Raw genomic sequence first — 14,676 nt, 5'->3', positions numbered from 1 at the left:
TTACCGCTGTGCTGCCGGGACCGCTGATCACGCACGGGTCGGCCCAACTCGGCTGGCCGCGGCCCGCCCCACGGCTGGAGCACCGTGGAGCGGGCCGCGAGGTGGTGCCGGGCATCTCAGACGGCGATGCGTCCACCGTCGACGGGCAGCACCGCGCCGTGCACGAAGCTGGACCGCTCGGTGGCCAGGAAGGCGACCGCCTCGGCGATCTCCTCGGCCGAGCCCGGCCGGCCGGCCGGTGCCATGGTGGCCAGCTGGTCAAGGTTGTCGCCCATGCCGGCGGTGCCCTCGGTGCGCGTCGGGCCGGGGCTGACCGCGTTCACCCGGACGCCCTGAGGTCCGTACTCGGCGGCCCAGGACTTGGTGAGCAGGACCAGCGCGGCCTTGCTCGACCCGTAGAGGCTCATCCCCGCCTGACCGAACTCGGCGACCATGGTCGTCAGGTTGATGATCGCGCCGTGGCCGCGCTTCGCCATCTCCGGCGCGAGTTCGGCGACCAGGAAGTACGGGGCCTTCACGTTCAGCGCGAACACCGAGTCGAAGTCCTGCTCGGTGGTCTGCTCAGTGGGACCGAACGGGTAGATACCGGCGTTGTTGACCAGTACGTCCACCTGCCCGACCAGCTCCCTGGTCCGCGCGGCCAGGGACCGGGCCGACGCCTCGTCCCGCAGGTCGGCGACCAGGAAGTCCGCCTGACCGCCCGCCGCACGGATCTCCCGGACCACGTCGCCGCCCCGGGTCTCGTCCCGCCCGGAGATCACCACGTGGGCGCCGAGCGTGGCCAGCGCCATCGCCGTCGCCCGGCCGATGCCGCTGTTGCCGCCGGTCACCAGCGCCGACTTTCCTCGAAGGTCTGTCATCGTTATCTCCACCCACATTCAGTTCCGCCGATCGGCGGCTTCGGTCGGGGCTGTCCCGACCAGTGAGTGCAAGTCGTCCAGGGGCTCAGCGTTTCCCATCGCCCTCTGCGGGCTGCTTATGGCCGCCATAAGCACCGCGGTCGTGCGGCTGCCGGAGCTACTCCGGGCCCCGCAACTCCAGCGCGGCGATGAAATAGCCGAGGTCCCGCCGGTGGGAGTCGGCCGGCCAGGCCGCCCAGGTACGCCGGACCAGGGGATTCCCGACCAGCAGTGACCAGATGACCGGATCGGGAATCGGTGGTGACCAGTTGGGTGGCGCCAACGCGAAGGCCGCGCCGGCGGTCACCGCGGCGAGCTTCACCGCGGCGATGAGTTCCTGTCCTTCCGGCGCGGCCGGTCCGAGATCGAGCCCGTGGCTGCGCAGGATCGCGGTGAGTTCGTCGTACCAGGCGGGGCTTCCGGAGCGGGGGAAGCCCACCCAGCTCAGCCCGGCCAGTGCGTCCAGGCGGATCCCGTCGGGCCCGGCGATCTTCGCGGCGTGTTCGGCGGTCAGCAGCACACCCAGTCGTTCCTCGACGACCAGCACAGCGTCCAGGTCCGGGCCGATCGGCCGTTCCCGGACCAGTCCGACGTCGATGTCGCCAGCCCGCAGTGCGGCGACCTGTGCCGCGGTGGACATGTGGCGGACCTGCACCCGGGTGCCCGGGTACGCCGCGGCGAGGTCCGCCAGCGGCTGGGAGAGCAGGTCGGTGGGGAGTTCCAGCGGAATCCCGAGCCTGAGCACGCGGTCGCCGACGGACGTGTGCCGGGCGACGGCGGCGACCGCCTGGTCGTGCCGGGCGAGCACCGCGCGAGCCTCGTCGAGCAACGTCATGCCCGCCTCGGTGGCCTGCACTCCGGTGCTGCCACGAATCAGCAGCTGCACGCCGAGTTGTCGCTCCAACGCGTTCATGCTCTGCGACAGGGCGGGCTGGCTCACGTGCAGTCTGCGCGCGGCCGCGGACAGGCTCCCCTCCTCAGCGACCGCGACGAACGCCCGCATTTCCCGTATTTCCACCCGCTCATTCCACCACGCGGGGCGATACCCCTTTCGCGGCAAGCTCCCGGATGTCTGGATACGCGTCGCCGCCGCGCCCCGGTGACGGGGCGCGGCGGCGAGTGTCGGTGTCGCGCAGGTGGGACGGCTCAGGCGACGTTGCGCTGGGCCGGGACGGTGGACTTGTGCGGACGGCCCAGCCGGGCCTCCAGGCGGGCCACGTCGACCCGAGCCTGGCGGCGGTCCGCCAGGTCCTCCCAGCCGACGGCGAGCAGGCGCAGCCGCTCCGACTCGCTGAAGCCGCCCCACACGCCGTACGGCTCGCGGACCGACAACGCGTGCGCGGCGCACTCGGCGCGAACCGGGCAGGCGCGGCAGACGGTCTTGGCGGCGGACTCCCGACGCAGTCGGGAGGATCCCCGCTCACCGTCGGGGTGGAAGAACTGGGCGCTGTCCCGCCCTCGGCAGGCACCGAGCCGCTGCCAGTCCCAGAGATCGACGATGGGTCCGGGCAGTCTACGTACGTTCGACATCAGCACCCCTCCTCCCGCGCGGCACCGCGAGATCCTTGTGGCCGGCTTCCGGGCGGCGGGCCGCGCAGGCGCACCGTTCCCGGCCTGGATTTCTCGGTACCCGGACTGTCCCCGACTCACACGTCTGTGATCGAGAACGCCCCGGAAGTTGCGGCTTTTGCCCTATCTGTCGGAAAAGTTCGGAGGATTGCCGGGAACCCCCTCCCCAGCCGACCCCGTCATGGTCTGCTCGTTGGCGGAGAGGAGATCACAGTGCGTACCGTTCTTGTGTGCGTTCGGACACCACTCGCGGCCCAGCACCTGACTTCGGCCGCCGCGCGGCTGGGGCTGTCCGCGATCGTTCGTACCGCCGTCTCCGATCCCGAGGTGATGCTGCGGCTGGCCGAGCGGCCGGCCGACGTGGTGCTGGCCGACACGGCCCTCACCCGGCCGGACAGCGCGGGCTTCGTCCGCCGCGTCCTGGCCCGCGCGCCGCAGGCCGCGGTGGTGCTGCTCGGCGCCGAGGAGTCCGAGGCGGCGGCGGCCACCATCAGCGCCGGTGCCCGGGGCCTCATCCAGAATGCCGACCATGACCTGACCAGCGCAGTGGCCAAAGCCCTGCTGCTGCTCACCGCGCCCGGCCGGGCCTCCCGGCAACGGATCACCGACCCGGCCCGGGACACGGCGGCGGTCGGCGGGCGCTCCGCTCCCTCGCTTCGCGGCTCCGGCGAGCCCGGCTGGGGCGCCGCGCCCGGAGAGGGGCCGGCGGGTGTGCCGTCGGTGCCCGTGCAGCGGGGCGACGACGAGGTCGAATCGGCAGCCGGTGAGCCGGAAGCCGACCAGACCGACCCGCCCCGCCCCGCCCCGAGCACCCGGCCCGCCCGGGCGTCGATCGGGCTCACCGAGCGGGAGCTCCAGGTGCTGCTGGGGATGGCCGAGGGCAAGAGCAACGCGGAGATCGGCCGGGAGCTGTTCGTCTCGGAGGACACCGTCAAGACCCACGCCCGTCGGCTGTTCCGCAAGCTCGGTGCCCGGGACCGGGCACACGCGGTCGCCGCCGGGTTCCGCGCCGGCCTGGTCGCCTGATCCCGGCAAACCCCCCGGTTCGCATCCGCTCGCTGATCGTGCTCGATCCAGGATGTAGTGGCTTCCCGGAACAGGGAGGCCACTACTTCGTGGTTGCAGCACGATCGTGCCGGCCGGAACGCGGGGGCGGGACCGGGCGAGCGGGCGGGTCGGGTCAGTCGGCGGCGGCGGTGGGGGCGCCCGGTTCGTCCTCGGTGCCCTCGGTCAGGGTGTCGTGCACCCCGTCCGCGTACCCGCGGGCGTAGTCCCACGTCACGTAGTGATCCGGGTCCGGGTCGTACGCCGGCTCGTGCACCCGGGGCCGGCCCGAGTTGAGCAGGTGTCGCAGGTTGCCCCGGAGCAGGTCCCAGTCGAAGTAGTGCGGCTCCCGGCAGTCCTCGCACTCGATCACCAGCCCCCGGACCCCGATGGGCGCCAGCAGCGCCTGGTAGATCTCCAGGTCGGCGAGATCTTCCAGCACATCCTGCCGCTCGACGTCGGTCAGCGGATCCGGCGTCGCGTCGTCGCCCGGATCGTCCAGCCCCGCGGTCGGATCGGCCGGGTCGCCGTTGAACGGGTCGATGGGCTCGTCGTGCACCCCCTCACCGTAGACCCAAGACGGCGGGAGCGTCCGCCCCCGGCCCCGCGCCGGGCCGGCCCGCCACCGCAGGAGTCGCCCAGCTCACTGGGTACGATGGGGCGACGCGCCGGCATCATGGCGCGTTCCGGTGCCCGCCCGCGCCACCTCGCTGAAGCCCGTCCGAGCAGCTCAGGGGAGCAATCGTGGAAAATTCGCCCAGCACCGACCTTCCGGCCGGCGCCGAGCACGCCGAGCTGGGCGGCCACCTGCCCGAGCTGCCCGCCGGCTCGGCCCGGGTGGTTCCACTCGGGCTCACCTTCGACGACGTGCTGCTGCAGCCGGGCGAGTCGGACGTTGTTCCCAGCCGGGTCAACACCCGTACCCGCCTCACCCGCAGGATCGAACTGACCATCCCGCTGCTCTCCAGTGCCATGGACACCGTCACCGAGGCGCGGATGGCGATCGCCATGGCCCGCCAGGGCGGCATCGGCGTGCTGCACCGCAACCTCTCCCTGGAGGACCAGGCCCTCCAGGTCGACCTGGTCAAGCGCTCCGAGTCCGGCATGATCACCAATCCGGTGACCGCCAGCCCGAACGACACCCTGCGCGAGGTCGACGAGCTCTGCGGGCGGTACCGGATCTCCGGCGTGCCGGTGGTGGACGGCGAGGGCCAGCTCGTCGGCATCGTCACCAACCGCGACATGCGCTTCGTCTCCGAGCCGGACACCCCGGTGCACGAGATCATGACCCGCCCCCCGCTGGTCACCGCGCGGGTCGGGGTGAGCAAGGACGAGGCGCTGGACCTGCTGCGCCGGCACAAGGTCGAGAAGCTGCCGATCGTCGACGACTCGGGCCGGCTGCGCGGGCTGATCACCGTCAAGGACTTCACCAAGAGCGAGCAGTACCCCAACGCCACCAAGGACGACGCGGGCCGGCTGCGGGTGGCCGCCGCCGTGGGGGTCGGCGAGGACGCGTACAAGCGGGCCCGCACCCTGGTCGACGCGGGCGTGGACGTGCTGATCGTGGACACCGCCCACGGCCACCAGCGGGCCGTGCTGGACATGGTCCGTCAGCTCAAGAAGGACGTCGGCATCGACATCGTGGGCGGCAACGTGGCCACGTACGCCGGGGCGAAGGCACTGGTCGACGCCGGCGCCGACGGGATCAAGGTCGGTGTGGGTCCGGGCGCGATCTGCACCACCCGGATCGTCGCCGGGGTCGGCGTCCCGCAGATCACCGCGATCATGGAGGCGGCCCGGGCCGCCCGTCCGGCCGGCGTGCCGGTGATCGGCGACGGCGGCATCCAATACTCGGGCGACATCGCCAAGGCCCTGGTGGCCGGCGCCGACACGGTGATGCTCGGCAGCCTGCTGGCCGGCTGCGAGGAGAGCCCCGGCGAGCTGATCTTCATCAACGGCAAGCAGTACAAGGCGTACCGCGGGATGGGCTCGCTCGGCGCGATGCAGTCCCGGGGGCAGGCCAAGTCGTACTCGAAGGACCGGTACTTCCAGCAGGACGTGCTCGCCGAGGACAAGTTGGTCCCCGAGGGTGTCGAGGGCCAGGTGCCCTACCGGGGCCCCCTGTCCGCGGTCGCCCACCAGCTCACCGGCGGGCTGCGGGCCGCGATGGGGTACGTCGGCGCGGAGAGCATCCCCGAGCTGCACCGGCGTGGCCAGCTGATCCGGATCACGGCGGCCGGGCTCAAGGAGAGCCACCCGCACGACATCCAGATGACCGTCGAGGCGCCCAACTACCACTCCCGCTGACCATCCCCCAACAACCTGGAGTCCCCCATGCGTGACGTGGTCGAGATCGGGCTGGGCAAGACCGCGCAGCGCGGCTACCACCTGGACGACATCGCCATCGTGCCGAGCCGCCGGACCCGGGACGTCGACGACGTCTCGACCGCCTGGCAGCTGGACGCGTACCCGTTCGGCATCCCGTGCGTCGGGCACCCCTCCGACGCCACGATGAGCCCCGCGTCGGCCGTTCGGCTCGGTCAGCTCGGCGGCCTCGGCGTGCTCAACGTCGAGGGGCTGTGGACCCGCTACGAGAACCCGGCCAAGGTCCTGGAGGAGCTGGCCGGCCTCGACGAGGACGCACGCGCCACCAAGCGGCTCCAGGAGGTGTACGCCGAGCCGATCCGCCCCGACCTGATCGCCGAGCGGGTCCGTGAGCTGCGCGCCGGTGGCGGCACGGTGGCGGTGCGGGTCTCCCCGCAGCACACCCTGGCGCTGGCCCCGGTGATCCTGGACGCCGGCGTGGACATCCTGGTCATCCAGGGCACCATCGTCTCGGCCGAGCACGTGTCGACCACCGACGAGCCGCTGAACCTCAAGGAGTTCATCGCCGACCTCGACCTGCCGGTGATCGTCGGCGGCTGCACGGACTACAAGACCGCGCTGCACTTGATGCGTACCGGCGCGGCCGGCGTGATCGTGGGCATCGGCGGCGACGAGTGGTCGACCACCGAGTCGGTGCTGGGCATCCGCGTGCCGATGGCCACCGCGATCGCCGACGCCGCGGCGGCCCGCCGGGACTACCTCGACGAGACCGGCGGCCGGTACGTGCACCTGATCGCCGACGGCGACATCCAGACCTCGGGTGACATCGCCAAGGCGCTCGGCTGCGGCGCCGACGCGGTGATGCTCGGCGAGCCGCTGTCGCTCTGCGACGAGGCGCCCGCCGGCGGTGCCTGGTGGCACTCGGCGGCCAGCCACCCGTCGTTGCCGCGGGGCGCGTTCGAGGTTTCCGGCGAGCCGATCGGCTCGATGGAGCAGCTGCTCTTCGGTCCGGCCGACGAGGCCGACGGCCAGCTCAACCTGTTCGGCGGGCTGCGCCGGGCGATGGCCAAGTGCGGTTACCGCGACCTCAAGGAGTTCCAGAAGGTCGGCCTGGTCCTCGACCGCTGACCCGTTACCCGTACGACGGAGGCCGGCCCCGCGACGATGCGGGGCCGGCCTCCGTCGTACCGGGGACGTCAGCCCCCGGTGAAGTCGGACCGGGTCGGGGTCACTTCTTGAGGTAGATGGTCAGGTCGGACATGTTGCGGTAGCTGAGGGCCGCGAAGTCGAGCGACTGGCCCCGGTTGGCGGTGCCGCCGGGGGCGGTGTCCATCTCCCAGTTGGCGTGGTGGAGGTCCCGTTCGCCGATGGTCTGGAAGAACTGCTGGAAGTTGATGTCGCCCTCGCCCAGCGGGGTCATCTGGTGGCCGTTGGGCACGCTCGTGTCGCGGTCGCCGTCCTTGGCGTGGAAGAGCGGGAACCGGGTGGTCCGGTCGGCCACGTTGAGGATCGGGTCGAACAGGTCGGTCACCTCACGGCCGGCCGGGTCGACGTACTTCTGGTGCTTGTAGCGGGCCACGTAACCCCAGTAGATGTCGAACTCGAAGAAGACGTAGCGCGGGTCGGTCCTGCCGAAGAAGTACTCCAGCCGCCGGATGCCGGACGAGCGGGTGGGGCGGCCCTGGTCGTCCAGCGGCCCGGAGTCGAGCAGGAAGCTGTACGCGACGTCGTGGTTGTGCGTGTAGAGCCGCATGCCCCGGGCCCGGGCCTGCCGGCCCAGCTCGTTCCAGGTGTCGGCGGCGGCGTCCCAGTCGGCCTTGTACGCGCTGTTGGTCGGGTCGCTGCCGGTGCCGATGTTCTTCATGCCGAGTTCCTCGGCGATGTCCAGCTGCTGCTGGAAGGTGGCCGCCTGGATCGAGGCGTGGGTGCCGTTGGCCACCAGACCGTTGTCGTCGAGGATCTTGCGGATCTCGCGCGGGGTGATCTGCCGGCCGAGGATCTCGGTGCTCTGGGTGTAGCCGGCGAACTCGATCTCCTTGTAGCCGATCTCGGCGAGCCGGGCGAGGACGCGCTCGAAGCCGTACGGCACTCCGCTGTCGTCGGGTGCGGCGGTGATCCGGTCCCGGACGCTGTAGAGGATGATGCCGCGGTTCCTCGACGGGATCAGCGGCTCGACCCGCAGCCTGCTCTTCCCCTTGTCCTTGGGGTTGGCGAGCGCGGGGGTGCCGGTCGCGAGGACCGGCAGGCCGGCGCCGAGCGCGGCGGCCGCGCCGGCGGACGCGGCGAGCAGTGATCGGCGGCTGAGCCGGCCGGCAGTGGAGGCGTCGGGTGCGGTGTGGTCTGGCATCGTTCCACCTTTCGCGACGGCGGTTGGCCGTCGATGACGATCAGCAGAGGGGCGACGAGGGTCCGGTCGCGGGCGCCGCCGAGCGTCCGTTCCGCGTCGCCGGCGGGGCCGGGAGTGTGCGGTCGAAGGGGCAGGTCCACGCTGGCGCCACGGCGCGTGTGGAGTGGGAAACCCCGTCTCCGGCAGCGGTCGGCTTGAATGGTCCGAACGCGTTACATCTTGGAGACAGATAACGTCGGTCGAAGCCAAAAGAAAGTATCGATTGATGCCAACTTTTGTTTGATTCGACGAAAGTAACTGATGGACATCGGTACCTGCCTCGCGCCCGGCGGCGCTGGCTACGCTCATCGTGACTTGGGAGCCGCAGGAGGAGTAGGCATGGTCCTGACCGGACGGACCCCGGCCCGCCACCGGCTGGCCGCCGCCGTCACCGCGCTGACCTGTGCGATCGCGGTGGGCGCGGCCGGCTGCACCAGCGACGACGACGGGTTCCGGCCCGGTGCCGTCGACGCCGGAGACCCGTACGTCCCGGGGCGCGGCAACGGCGGATACGACGTCACGCACTACGGCCTGGACGTCCGCTACGACCCGGCGGCCGACCGGCTGACCGGCCGGGCCACCATCACGGCGACCGCCACCCAGGACCTGTCCCGGTTCAACCTGGACCTGGCCGGGCTCGACGTCGGCGCCGTCACCGTCGGAGACGCCCCGGCCGAGCACCACCGCACCGACGGCGAACTGGTGGTGACCCCTTCCGACGGGCTGCCGCGCGGCCGGTCGTTCACGGTGGCGGTGCAGTACGCGGGCGTACCCACCGCCGTCACCGGCGGGGAGCTGGGCAGCGGGGGCTTCCTGCACACCGCCGACGGCGCGGTCGCGCTGGGCCAGCCGGACTCGGCCGCCACCTGGTTCCCGGTCAACGACCACCCGTCCGACAAGGCCAGCTACGACCTCGCGGTGACCGTCCCGGACGGCCTGTCCGCCCTGAGCAACGGGGTGCCCGGGCCGAAGAGCAGCGCCGGCGGCTGGACCACCTGGCGCTGGTCGGAGCGCACCCCGATGGCCAGCTACCTGACCACGCTGGTGATCGGCGACTACCGGGTGGTGAGCGGCAGTCACGCCGGCCGGCCGATGGTCACCGCGGTGGCGGCGAGCGTGCCGGCGACCGGCGGCGCGGCCCGCTCGCTGGCCCGTACCGGCGCGATCGTCGACTTCCTGGCCAGCCGCTTCGGTCCGTACCCGTTCGACTCGTACGGCGGGATCGTGGTCGCCGACGACCGGATCGGCTACGCGCTGGAGACCCAGTCCCGGCCGGTCTACGGGCCGGCCTTCTTCGCCGACGACCAGCCCAACCTCGGCGTTGTCGCGCACGAGCTGGCCCACCAGTGGTTCGGCGACAGCGTGTCGCTCAGCAGATGGGGCGACATCTGGCTCAACGAGGGCTTCGCCAGCTACGCCGAGTGGCTGTGGGAGGAGCACGACGGCGGCCGCACCGCGCAGCGTAACTTCGAGCTCCAGTACGCGGCGACCGACTGGTCGCAGCCGTCGGTCGAGCCGGGCCGGGAGCGGATGTTCGGCACCGCCGTCTACAAGCGCGGCGCGCTCGCTGTGCACGCGCTGCGCCGAACCGTCGGCGACGACACCTTCTTCCGCATCCTGCGCACCTGGACCGCCGAGCGGGCGGGGGGCAACGCCACCACCTCCGACTTCGTGGCGCTGGCCGAGCGGGTGGCGAATCGGCAGCTACGCCCGCTCTTCGACGCCTGGTTGGTGGGCGGTGCCGCACCCACCCTGCCGTGACGGGGCCGCGATGATCGGTCGATAGGCTGCCGCCTGCGATCGGCGGGCGGACGCCGTTCGCGTGGGGTGGCGCAGGCCGCCTCCGCCGCCGTAAGGGGGAGGGCTCGTGATGTGGGTGACGCGGCACAGGCTGCGGGTGGGCGCGGGTCTGCTGGTGACCGGGGCGCTCGCACTGTCCGGATGCGACTCGACCGCACCGGAGGCGGCGCCGTCAGCGAGCGTTTCCCCGACGCCGTCGCGGACGTTCAAGCCCGGCGCGGCCGGGGCCGGTGACGCCTACTTCCCCACCTACGGCAACGGTGGCTACGACGTCGGCCGGTACACCGTCAAGGTGCGGTACGACCCGGCGAAGGACCAGCTGACCGGCACGGCGACGGTGCAGGCCACCGCGACCGCCGATCTGTCGGCGTTCAACCTCGACCTGGCCGGCCTGACCGTCAAGACGGTCACCGTGGACGGCGCCCCGGCCACCCACACCCGGGAGAAGAACGAGCTGGTGATCAAGCCGGCCACCGGCCTGATCACGGGCAACGGCTTCGTCGCCGAGATCGGGTACGAAGGGCAGCCGAAGCCGTTGAAGAACGAGGTGCTCGGCGACGGCGGGTTCCTGCACACCTCCGACGGCGCCATCGCGCTGGGCCAGCCCGAGTCGGCGAGCACCTGGTTCCCGGTCAACGACCACCCCTCCGACAAGGCGGCCTACGACTTCGAGATCACCGTCCCGGACGGTGTGACCGCCGTCAGCAACGGCGTACCGGGTGGCAAGACCAGCAAGGACGGCTGGACCACCTGGAAATGGTCGGAGAAGTCGCCGATGGCCAGCTACCTGAGCACGCTGGTGATCGGCAAGTTCCGGATCACCACCGGTGAGCACAAGGGACGGCCGGTGTACAGCGCGGTCACCACGAAGGTGGCCAAGGGCGCGGCGGACGCCTCGATCGCGAAGACCGTCAAGGTGGCCGACTACCTGGAGAGCGTGTTCGGGCCGTACCCGTTCGACGCGTACGGCGGTGTGGTTGTCTCCGACAGCCGGATCAACTACGCCCTGGAGACGCAGAGCCGCCCGGTCTACTCCGCCAGCTTCTTCCGGCAGGGCGAGAACACCGAGGTGGTCGCGCACGAGCTGGCCCACCAGTGGTTCGGCGACAGCGTGGCGCTGGCCAAGTGGGAGGACATCTGGCTCAACGAGGGCTTCGCCACGTACGCGGAGTGGCTCTGGGCCGAGCACACCAAGGAGTACACGGCCGAGCAGGCGTTCGACATCCGGTACGCCCAGGTGCCGGCACAGGTGTGGAGGACGCCGCCGGGCAAGCCCGGGGTGAAGGGGCTGTTCAGCGAGTCGGTCTACCAGCGCGGCGGGATGACCCTGCACGCCCTGCGGGTGGCCGTCGGCGACAAGGGGTTCTTCGAGATCGTCAAGACCTGGGCGGCGGAGCAGCGCAACGGCACCGCCACCACCGCCGAGTTCGTGGCCCTCGCCGAGCGCATCTCCGGCAAGCAGCTAGACGCTCTCTTCGACACCTGGCTCTACGGCACGAAAAAACCCCCCACCCCCAAACCCCTCTAACCCCACCCCGCGCCCGCCCCCGCCCCCGCCCCCGCCCTCGTCCCCGCCCCTCCGCCCCCGCGATCTTGCACTTGCTGCCCGGACAAAACGGGCAAACTCCGTAAACCGGGGACCGAAAGTGCAAGATCGGGGCGGAGGGCGGAGGGGATAGGGGGTGTCAGGTTTTGATGCGTAGGGTGGGGTTGGCGGACAGGTAGGCGTCGGCGCGGCCGGCGCGGAGTTCGGTGATGAACTTCTTGCCGACGCTGGTGAGCTGTTCGCCGCGGTAGGCGCTGCCCTTGCCGACGCCCGAGCCGGGCAGGCCGACCGCCACGAACCGGTCCTCCGGCACCCCGCCCAGCGCGTACGCCAGGTCGACGATCCGGCGACCACCCACGTAGATCAGGGTGTCGCCCAGCGCGGCGACCACCTGGTCGATCCGCTCTGGCTGCCGGGCCAGGCCCTCGTCCAGGATCTTGCGGGTCAGCGCCCGGATCAGCTGCTGCTGGTGGCGCTGCCGGGCGTAGTCGCCGCCGGTGATGTAGCGCTGCCGCGAGTAGTCCAGCGCCTGCCAGCCGTTGAGGTGCCGCTCGCCCTTCTCGTAGACCATCTGCGGCCCGGTGTACCCGCCGGGGACGCTCTCCCGGTACTTGCCGTCGGGCCGGCGGTGCAGCGAGGCGACCCGCTGGTCGATGTAGACGTCCACCCCGCCCAGGGCGGTCACCAGCCGGTCGAACCCGGTGAAGGTGAGCACCGCGCCGGCGTCGATGCGCAGACCGGTGTACCCGCTGACAGTGCTGCGCAGCAGCTCGTACCCCTGGGCGGTGCTCGGCTGCTTGGGCTTGCCCGGCACCCGGCTGCCGAAGCTCATCGCGTGGGTGAGCTTGGTCTTGCCACCGGCGTAGTCGGCCTTCGGGAACGCCGGGATGTCCACCAGCAGGTCGCGGGGGAGCGAGAAGAGGTACGCGCGGCCCAGCCCCTTGGGCACGTGCAGCACCAGCACGGCGTCGGCGTGCGGCTCCCACCCGGGCACGCTCACCCGGGTGTCCACCCCGACCAGCAGGAGGTTCAGCGGCCCGGTGATGCCGGCGCCCGGTGGCGGCCCGGTCGGGCTGGCGCTGGGCGTGCCGGCCGGCGGGGCGCTCGGCGAGCCGGCCGGTGCCGAACGGTCCGGCGTGCTGTCGCCGGTCAGCCGGGTGACCACCACCGCCCCGGCCGTGACCAGCGCGACGACGGCGAGGGCCGTCAGCCCCAGCAGCAGCCACCGTCGGCGTGGTGCCATCGATCCGAGGACCATCGTGGATTTCCTTTCACCCGTATCCGGAACAACGCTCCGACGGGTGCTCCGGGTTGCGGCCGGGATGCGCCGGGTCGGTCGGCCGGAGCATGATCGCGCGAAACTGCCGCTGGCGCGAGCGCTACTCACCGGTAATGATGCGTTCATGCGGTACGACGTTCTCGTCATCGGGTCCGGCTTCGGCGGCAGCGTCACCGCGCTCCGGCTGGCCGAGAAGGGCTACTCGGTCGGCGTGCTGGAAGCGGGCCGGCGGTTCGCCGACGACGAGTTCCCGCAGACGTCGTGGCGGGCCCGCCGGTTCCTGTGGGCGCCGAAGCTGGGCTGCTACGGCATCCAGCGGATCACCCTGCTCCGTCCTGCCGACCGGCGATCCGGCGGTGGTGTGCTGGTGCTCTCCGGAGCCGGGGTGGGCGGCGGTTCGCTGGTCTACGCGAACACCCTCTACGAGCCGCTGCCGGCCTTCTACACGGACCCGCAGTGGCGGGACATCACCGACTGGCGCGACGAGCTGGCCCGCCACTACGACCAGGCGAAGCGGATGCTCGGCGTCACCACGTACCCGGTGGACACCGGCGCGGACCGGGCCATGCGGGCGGTGGCCGAGCGGATGGGGGTGGGGCACACCTTCCACGCCACCCCGGTCGGCGTCCACATCGGCCGCCCCGGCCAGCGGGTCGCCGACCCGTACTTCGGCGGCGCCGGCCCGGAGCGCACCGGCTGCCTGCACTGCGGCTCGTGCATGACGGGCTGCCGGCACGGGGCGAAGAACACGCTGGTCAAGAACTACCTCTGGCTCGCCGAGCGGCTGGGCGCCACGGTGCACCCGCTGACCACGGTGACCGCCGTCCGGCCGGCCACCGGCGGCGGGTACGAGGTGCACACCGTCCGCACCGGGGCCTGGCTGCGTCGCCGCCGCCGGGTGATCCAGGCCAACCAGGTGGTCTTCGCGGCCGGGGCGCTCGGCACCCAGCGGCTGCTGCACACGATGAAGGCCGATGGGGCGTTGCCGGGGCTCTCGCCGCGCCTGGGCGAGCTGACCCGGACCAACTCGGAGGCGATCCTGGGGGCCTCGGTGCCGCGCCAGCGTGCCCGGTCCGAGCGGCTGGACTTCACCGAGGGGGTGGCGATCACCAGCTCGTTCCACCCCGACCCGCAGACGCACGTCGAGCCGGTCCGCTACGGGCGCGGTTCCAACGCGATGGGGTTGCTCCAGTCGCTGCTGGTCGACGGGGGCCCGCACCGGGTCCGGCGCTGGCTGGGCAGCATCGTGCGGCAGCCGGGGCTGGCCGCCCGGATGCTCTCGGTGCGCGGCTGGTCGGAGCGGACGGTGATCGCCCTGGTGATGCAGTCGGTGGACAACTCACTGACCACCCGGTGGCGACGCGGCTCGCTCGGCCGCCGGCTGGTGACCGGCCCAGGCCACGGTGCGCCCAACCCGACCTGGATCCCGGCCGGCAACACCGCGGCCCGGCTGCTCGCCGAGGAGATCGGCGGTACGCCCGGCGGCTCGCTCACCGAGCCGTTCGACATCCCGATGACCGCGCACATCCTGGGTGGCGCGGTGATCGGGGCCACCCCGGCCGACGGGGTGATTGATCCCTACCACCGGGTGTACGGGCACCCGGGGCTGCACGTGGTGGACGGCGCGGCGGTCTCGGCCAACCTCGGCGTCAACCCGTCGCTGACGATCACCGCCCAGGCCGAGCGGGCCATGTCCCTCTGGCCCAACAAGGACCACCCCGACCCCCGGCCCCCGCTCGGCAGCCCGTACCGCCGGGTGGACCCGGTCGCGCCGCACACCCCCGCCGTCCCCGCCGACGCTCCCGCCGCCCTGCGCCCCTGACCCACC

12 protein-coding genes are annotated in these 14,676 nt (G+C 72.0%); 6 read left to right on the top strand and 6 right to left on the bottom strand.

Features of this window, described 5'->3' with window-relative positions; genetic code table 11:
- Nucleotides 1–116: 116 nt before the first annotated feature.
- The 3 genes from BUS84_RS19335 to BUS84_RS19325 form a co-directional block, all read right to left on the bottom strand.
- Nucleotides 117–860: an SDR family NAD(P)-dependent oxidoreductase gene (locus BUS84_RS19335; RefSeq protein WP_074314472.1), complete on the bottom strand. Its 744-nt coding sequence runs from the start codon at nt 858–860 to the stop codon at nt 117–119.
- 157 nt (nt 861–1,017) lie between these two features.
- Nucleotides 1,018–1,917: a LysR family transcriptional regulator gene (locus BUS84_RS19330; protein WP_074314470.1), complete on the bottom strand. Its 900-nt coding sequence runs from the start codon at nt 1,915–1,917 to the stop codon at nt 1,018–1,020.
- A gap of 128 nt (nt 1,918–2,045) precedes the next feature.
- Entirely contained in the window at nt 2,046–2,429 is a 384-nt protein-coding gene (locus BUS84_RS19325; RefSeq protein ID WP_074318936.1) for a WhiB family transcriptional regulator, read from the bottom strand.
- 252 nt (nt 2,430–2,681) lie between these two features.
- Between BUS84_RS19325 and BUS84_RS19320 the strand changes: the two genes are divergently transcribed.
- Nucleotides 2,682–3,494, top strand: a complete 813-nt coding sequence (locus BUS84_RS19320) for a helix-turn-helix transcriptional regulator (protein ID WP_074314468.1) — start codon at nt 2,682–2,684, stop codon at nt 3,492–3,494.
- A 154-nt stretch (nt 3,495–3,648) separates the two neighbouring features.
- Here the strand turns inward: BUS84_RS19320 and BUS84_RS19315 are convergent, their stop codons facing one another.
- The gene (locus BUS84_RS19315; protein ID WP_074314466.1) at nt 3,649–4,071 is read right to left on the bottom strand and encodes a DUF5319 domain-containing protein; all 423 of its coding nucleotides are present in this window, start codon (nt 4,069–4,071) and stop codon (nt 3,649–3,651) included.
- Nucleotides 4,072–4,256: 185 nt separating this feature from the next.
- Between BUS84_RS19315 and guaB the strand changes: the two genes are divergently transcribed.
- Both guaB and BUS84_RS19305 read left to right on the top strand, forming a co-directional pair.
- On the top strand, nt 4,257–5,819 hold the full coding sequence (gene guaB, locus BUS84_RS19310; protein ID WP_074314464.1) for an IMP dehydrogenase: 1,563 nt from the start codon (nt 4,257–4,259) through the stop codon (nt 5,817–5,819).
- 27 nt (nt 5,820–5,846) lie between these two features.
- Nucleotides 5,847–6,965 carry a GuaB3 family IMP dehydrogenase-related protein gene (locus BUS84_RS19305; RefSeq protein WP_074314462.1) on the top strand — a complete coding sequence of 373 codons (1,119 nt, stop codon included), beginning with the start codon at nt 5,847–5,849 and terminating at the stop codon, nt 6,963–6,965.
- A gap of 100 nt (nt 6,966–7,065) precedes the next feature.
- Here BUS84_RS19305 and BUS84_RS19300 read toward each other — a convergent pair whose 3' ends face one another.
- Nucleotides 7,066–8,184: a sugar phosphate isomerase/epimerase family protein gene (locus tag BUS84_RS19300; RefSeq protein ID WP_074314460.1), complete on the bottom strand. Its 1,119-nt coding sequence runs from the start codon at nt 8,182–8,184 to the stop codon at nt 7,066–7,068.
- Between the two features lie 378 nt (nt 8,185–8,562).
- Between BUS84_RS19300 and BUS84_RS19295 the strand changes: the two genes are divergently transcribed.
- A complete protein-coding gene (locus BUS84_RS19295) occupies nt 8,563–9,984 on the top strand; it encodes a M1 family metallopeptidase (protein ID WP_084757523.1) in 1,422 nt (473 codons plus the stop codon).
- A 109-nt stretch (nt 9,985–10,093) separates the two neighbouring features.
- A complete protein-coding gene (locus BUS84_RS19290) occupies nt 10,094–11,551 on the top strand; it encodes a M1 family metallopeptidase (RefSeq protein ID WP_074314458.1) in 1,458 nt (485 codons plus the stop codon).
- Nucleotides 11,552–11,708: 157 nt separating this feature from the next.
- Here BUS84_RS19290 and BUS84_RS19285 read toward each other — a convergent pair whose 3' ends face one another.
- Complete coding sequence (locus BUS84_RS19285; protein ID WP_074314456.1) at nt 11,709–12,827, bottom strand: LCP family protein; 1,119 nt, start codon at nt 12,825–12,827, stop codon at nt 11,709–11,711.
- Nucleotides 12,828–12,972: 145 nt separating this feature from the next.
- On the opposite strand from BUS84_RS19285, the gene BUS84_RS19280 reads away from it, so the two are divergent.
- Nucleotides 12,973–14,670: an FAD-dependent oxidoreductase gene (locus BUS84_RS19280; RefSeq protein ID WP_074318934.1), complete on the top strand. Its 1,698-nt coding sequence runs from the start codon at nt 12,973–12,975 to the stop codon at nt 14,668–14,670.
- The last annotated feature ends 6 nt before the right edge of the window (nt 14,671–14,676 follow it).

The organism is Micromonospora cremea (genome assembly GCF_900143515.1).
GTDB classification, from domain to species: domain Bacteria; phylum Actinomycetota; class Actinomycetes; order Mycobacteriales; family Micromonosporaceae; genus Micromonospora; species Micromonospora cremea.
The sequence above is the reverse complement of the archived record's forward strand: the minus strand, read 5'-3'. Positions and strand labels throughout refer to the sequence as shown.

Excerpts from the sequence above, each read along its gene's own strand:
- BUS84_RS19335 (WP_074314472.1), bottom strand. The coding sequence starts at position 860 with ATGACAGACCTTCGAGGAAAGTCGGCGCTGGTGACCGGCGGCAACAGC.
- BUS84_RS19325 (WP_074318936.1), bottom strand. The coding sequence starts at position 2,429 with ATGTCGAACGTACGTAGACTGCCCGGACCCATCGTCGATCTCTGGGAC.
- BUS84_RS19305 (WP_074314462.1), top strand. The coding sequence starts at position 5,847 with ATGCGTGACGTGGTCGAGATCGGGCTGGGCAAGACCGCGCAGCGCGGC.
- BUS84_RS19300 (WP_074314460.1), bottom strand. The coding sequence starts at position 8,184 with ATGCCAGACCACACCGCACCCGACGCCTCCACTGCCGGCCGGCTCAGC.
- BUS84_RS19295 (WP_084757523.1), top strand. The coding sequence starts at position 8,563 with ATGGTCCTGACCGGACGGACCCCGGCCCGCCACCGGCTGGCCGCCGCC.
- BUS84_RS19290 (WP_074314458.1), top strand. The coding sequence starts at position 10,094 with ATGTGGGTGACGCGGCACAGGCTGCGGGTGGGCGCGGGTCTGCTGGTG.
- BUS84_RS19285 (WP_074314456.1), bottom strand. The coding sequence starts at position 12,827 with ATGGTCCTCGGATCGATGGCACCACGCCGACGGTGGCTGCTGCTGGGG.
- BUS84_RS19280 (WP_074318934.1), top strand. The coding sequence starts at position 12,973 with ATGCGGTACGACGTTCTCGTCATCGGGTCCGGCTTCGGCGGCAGCGTC.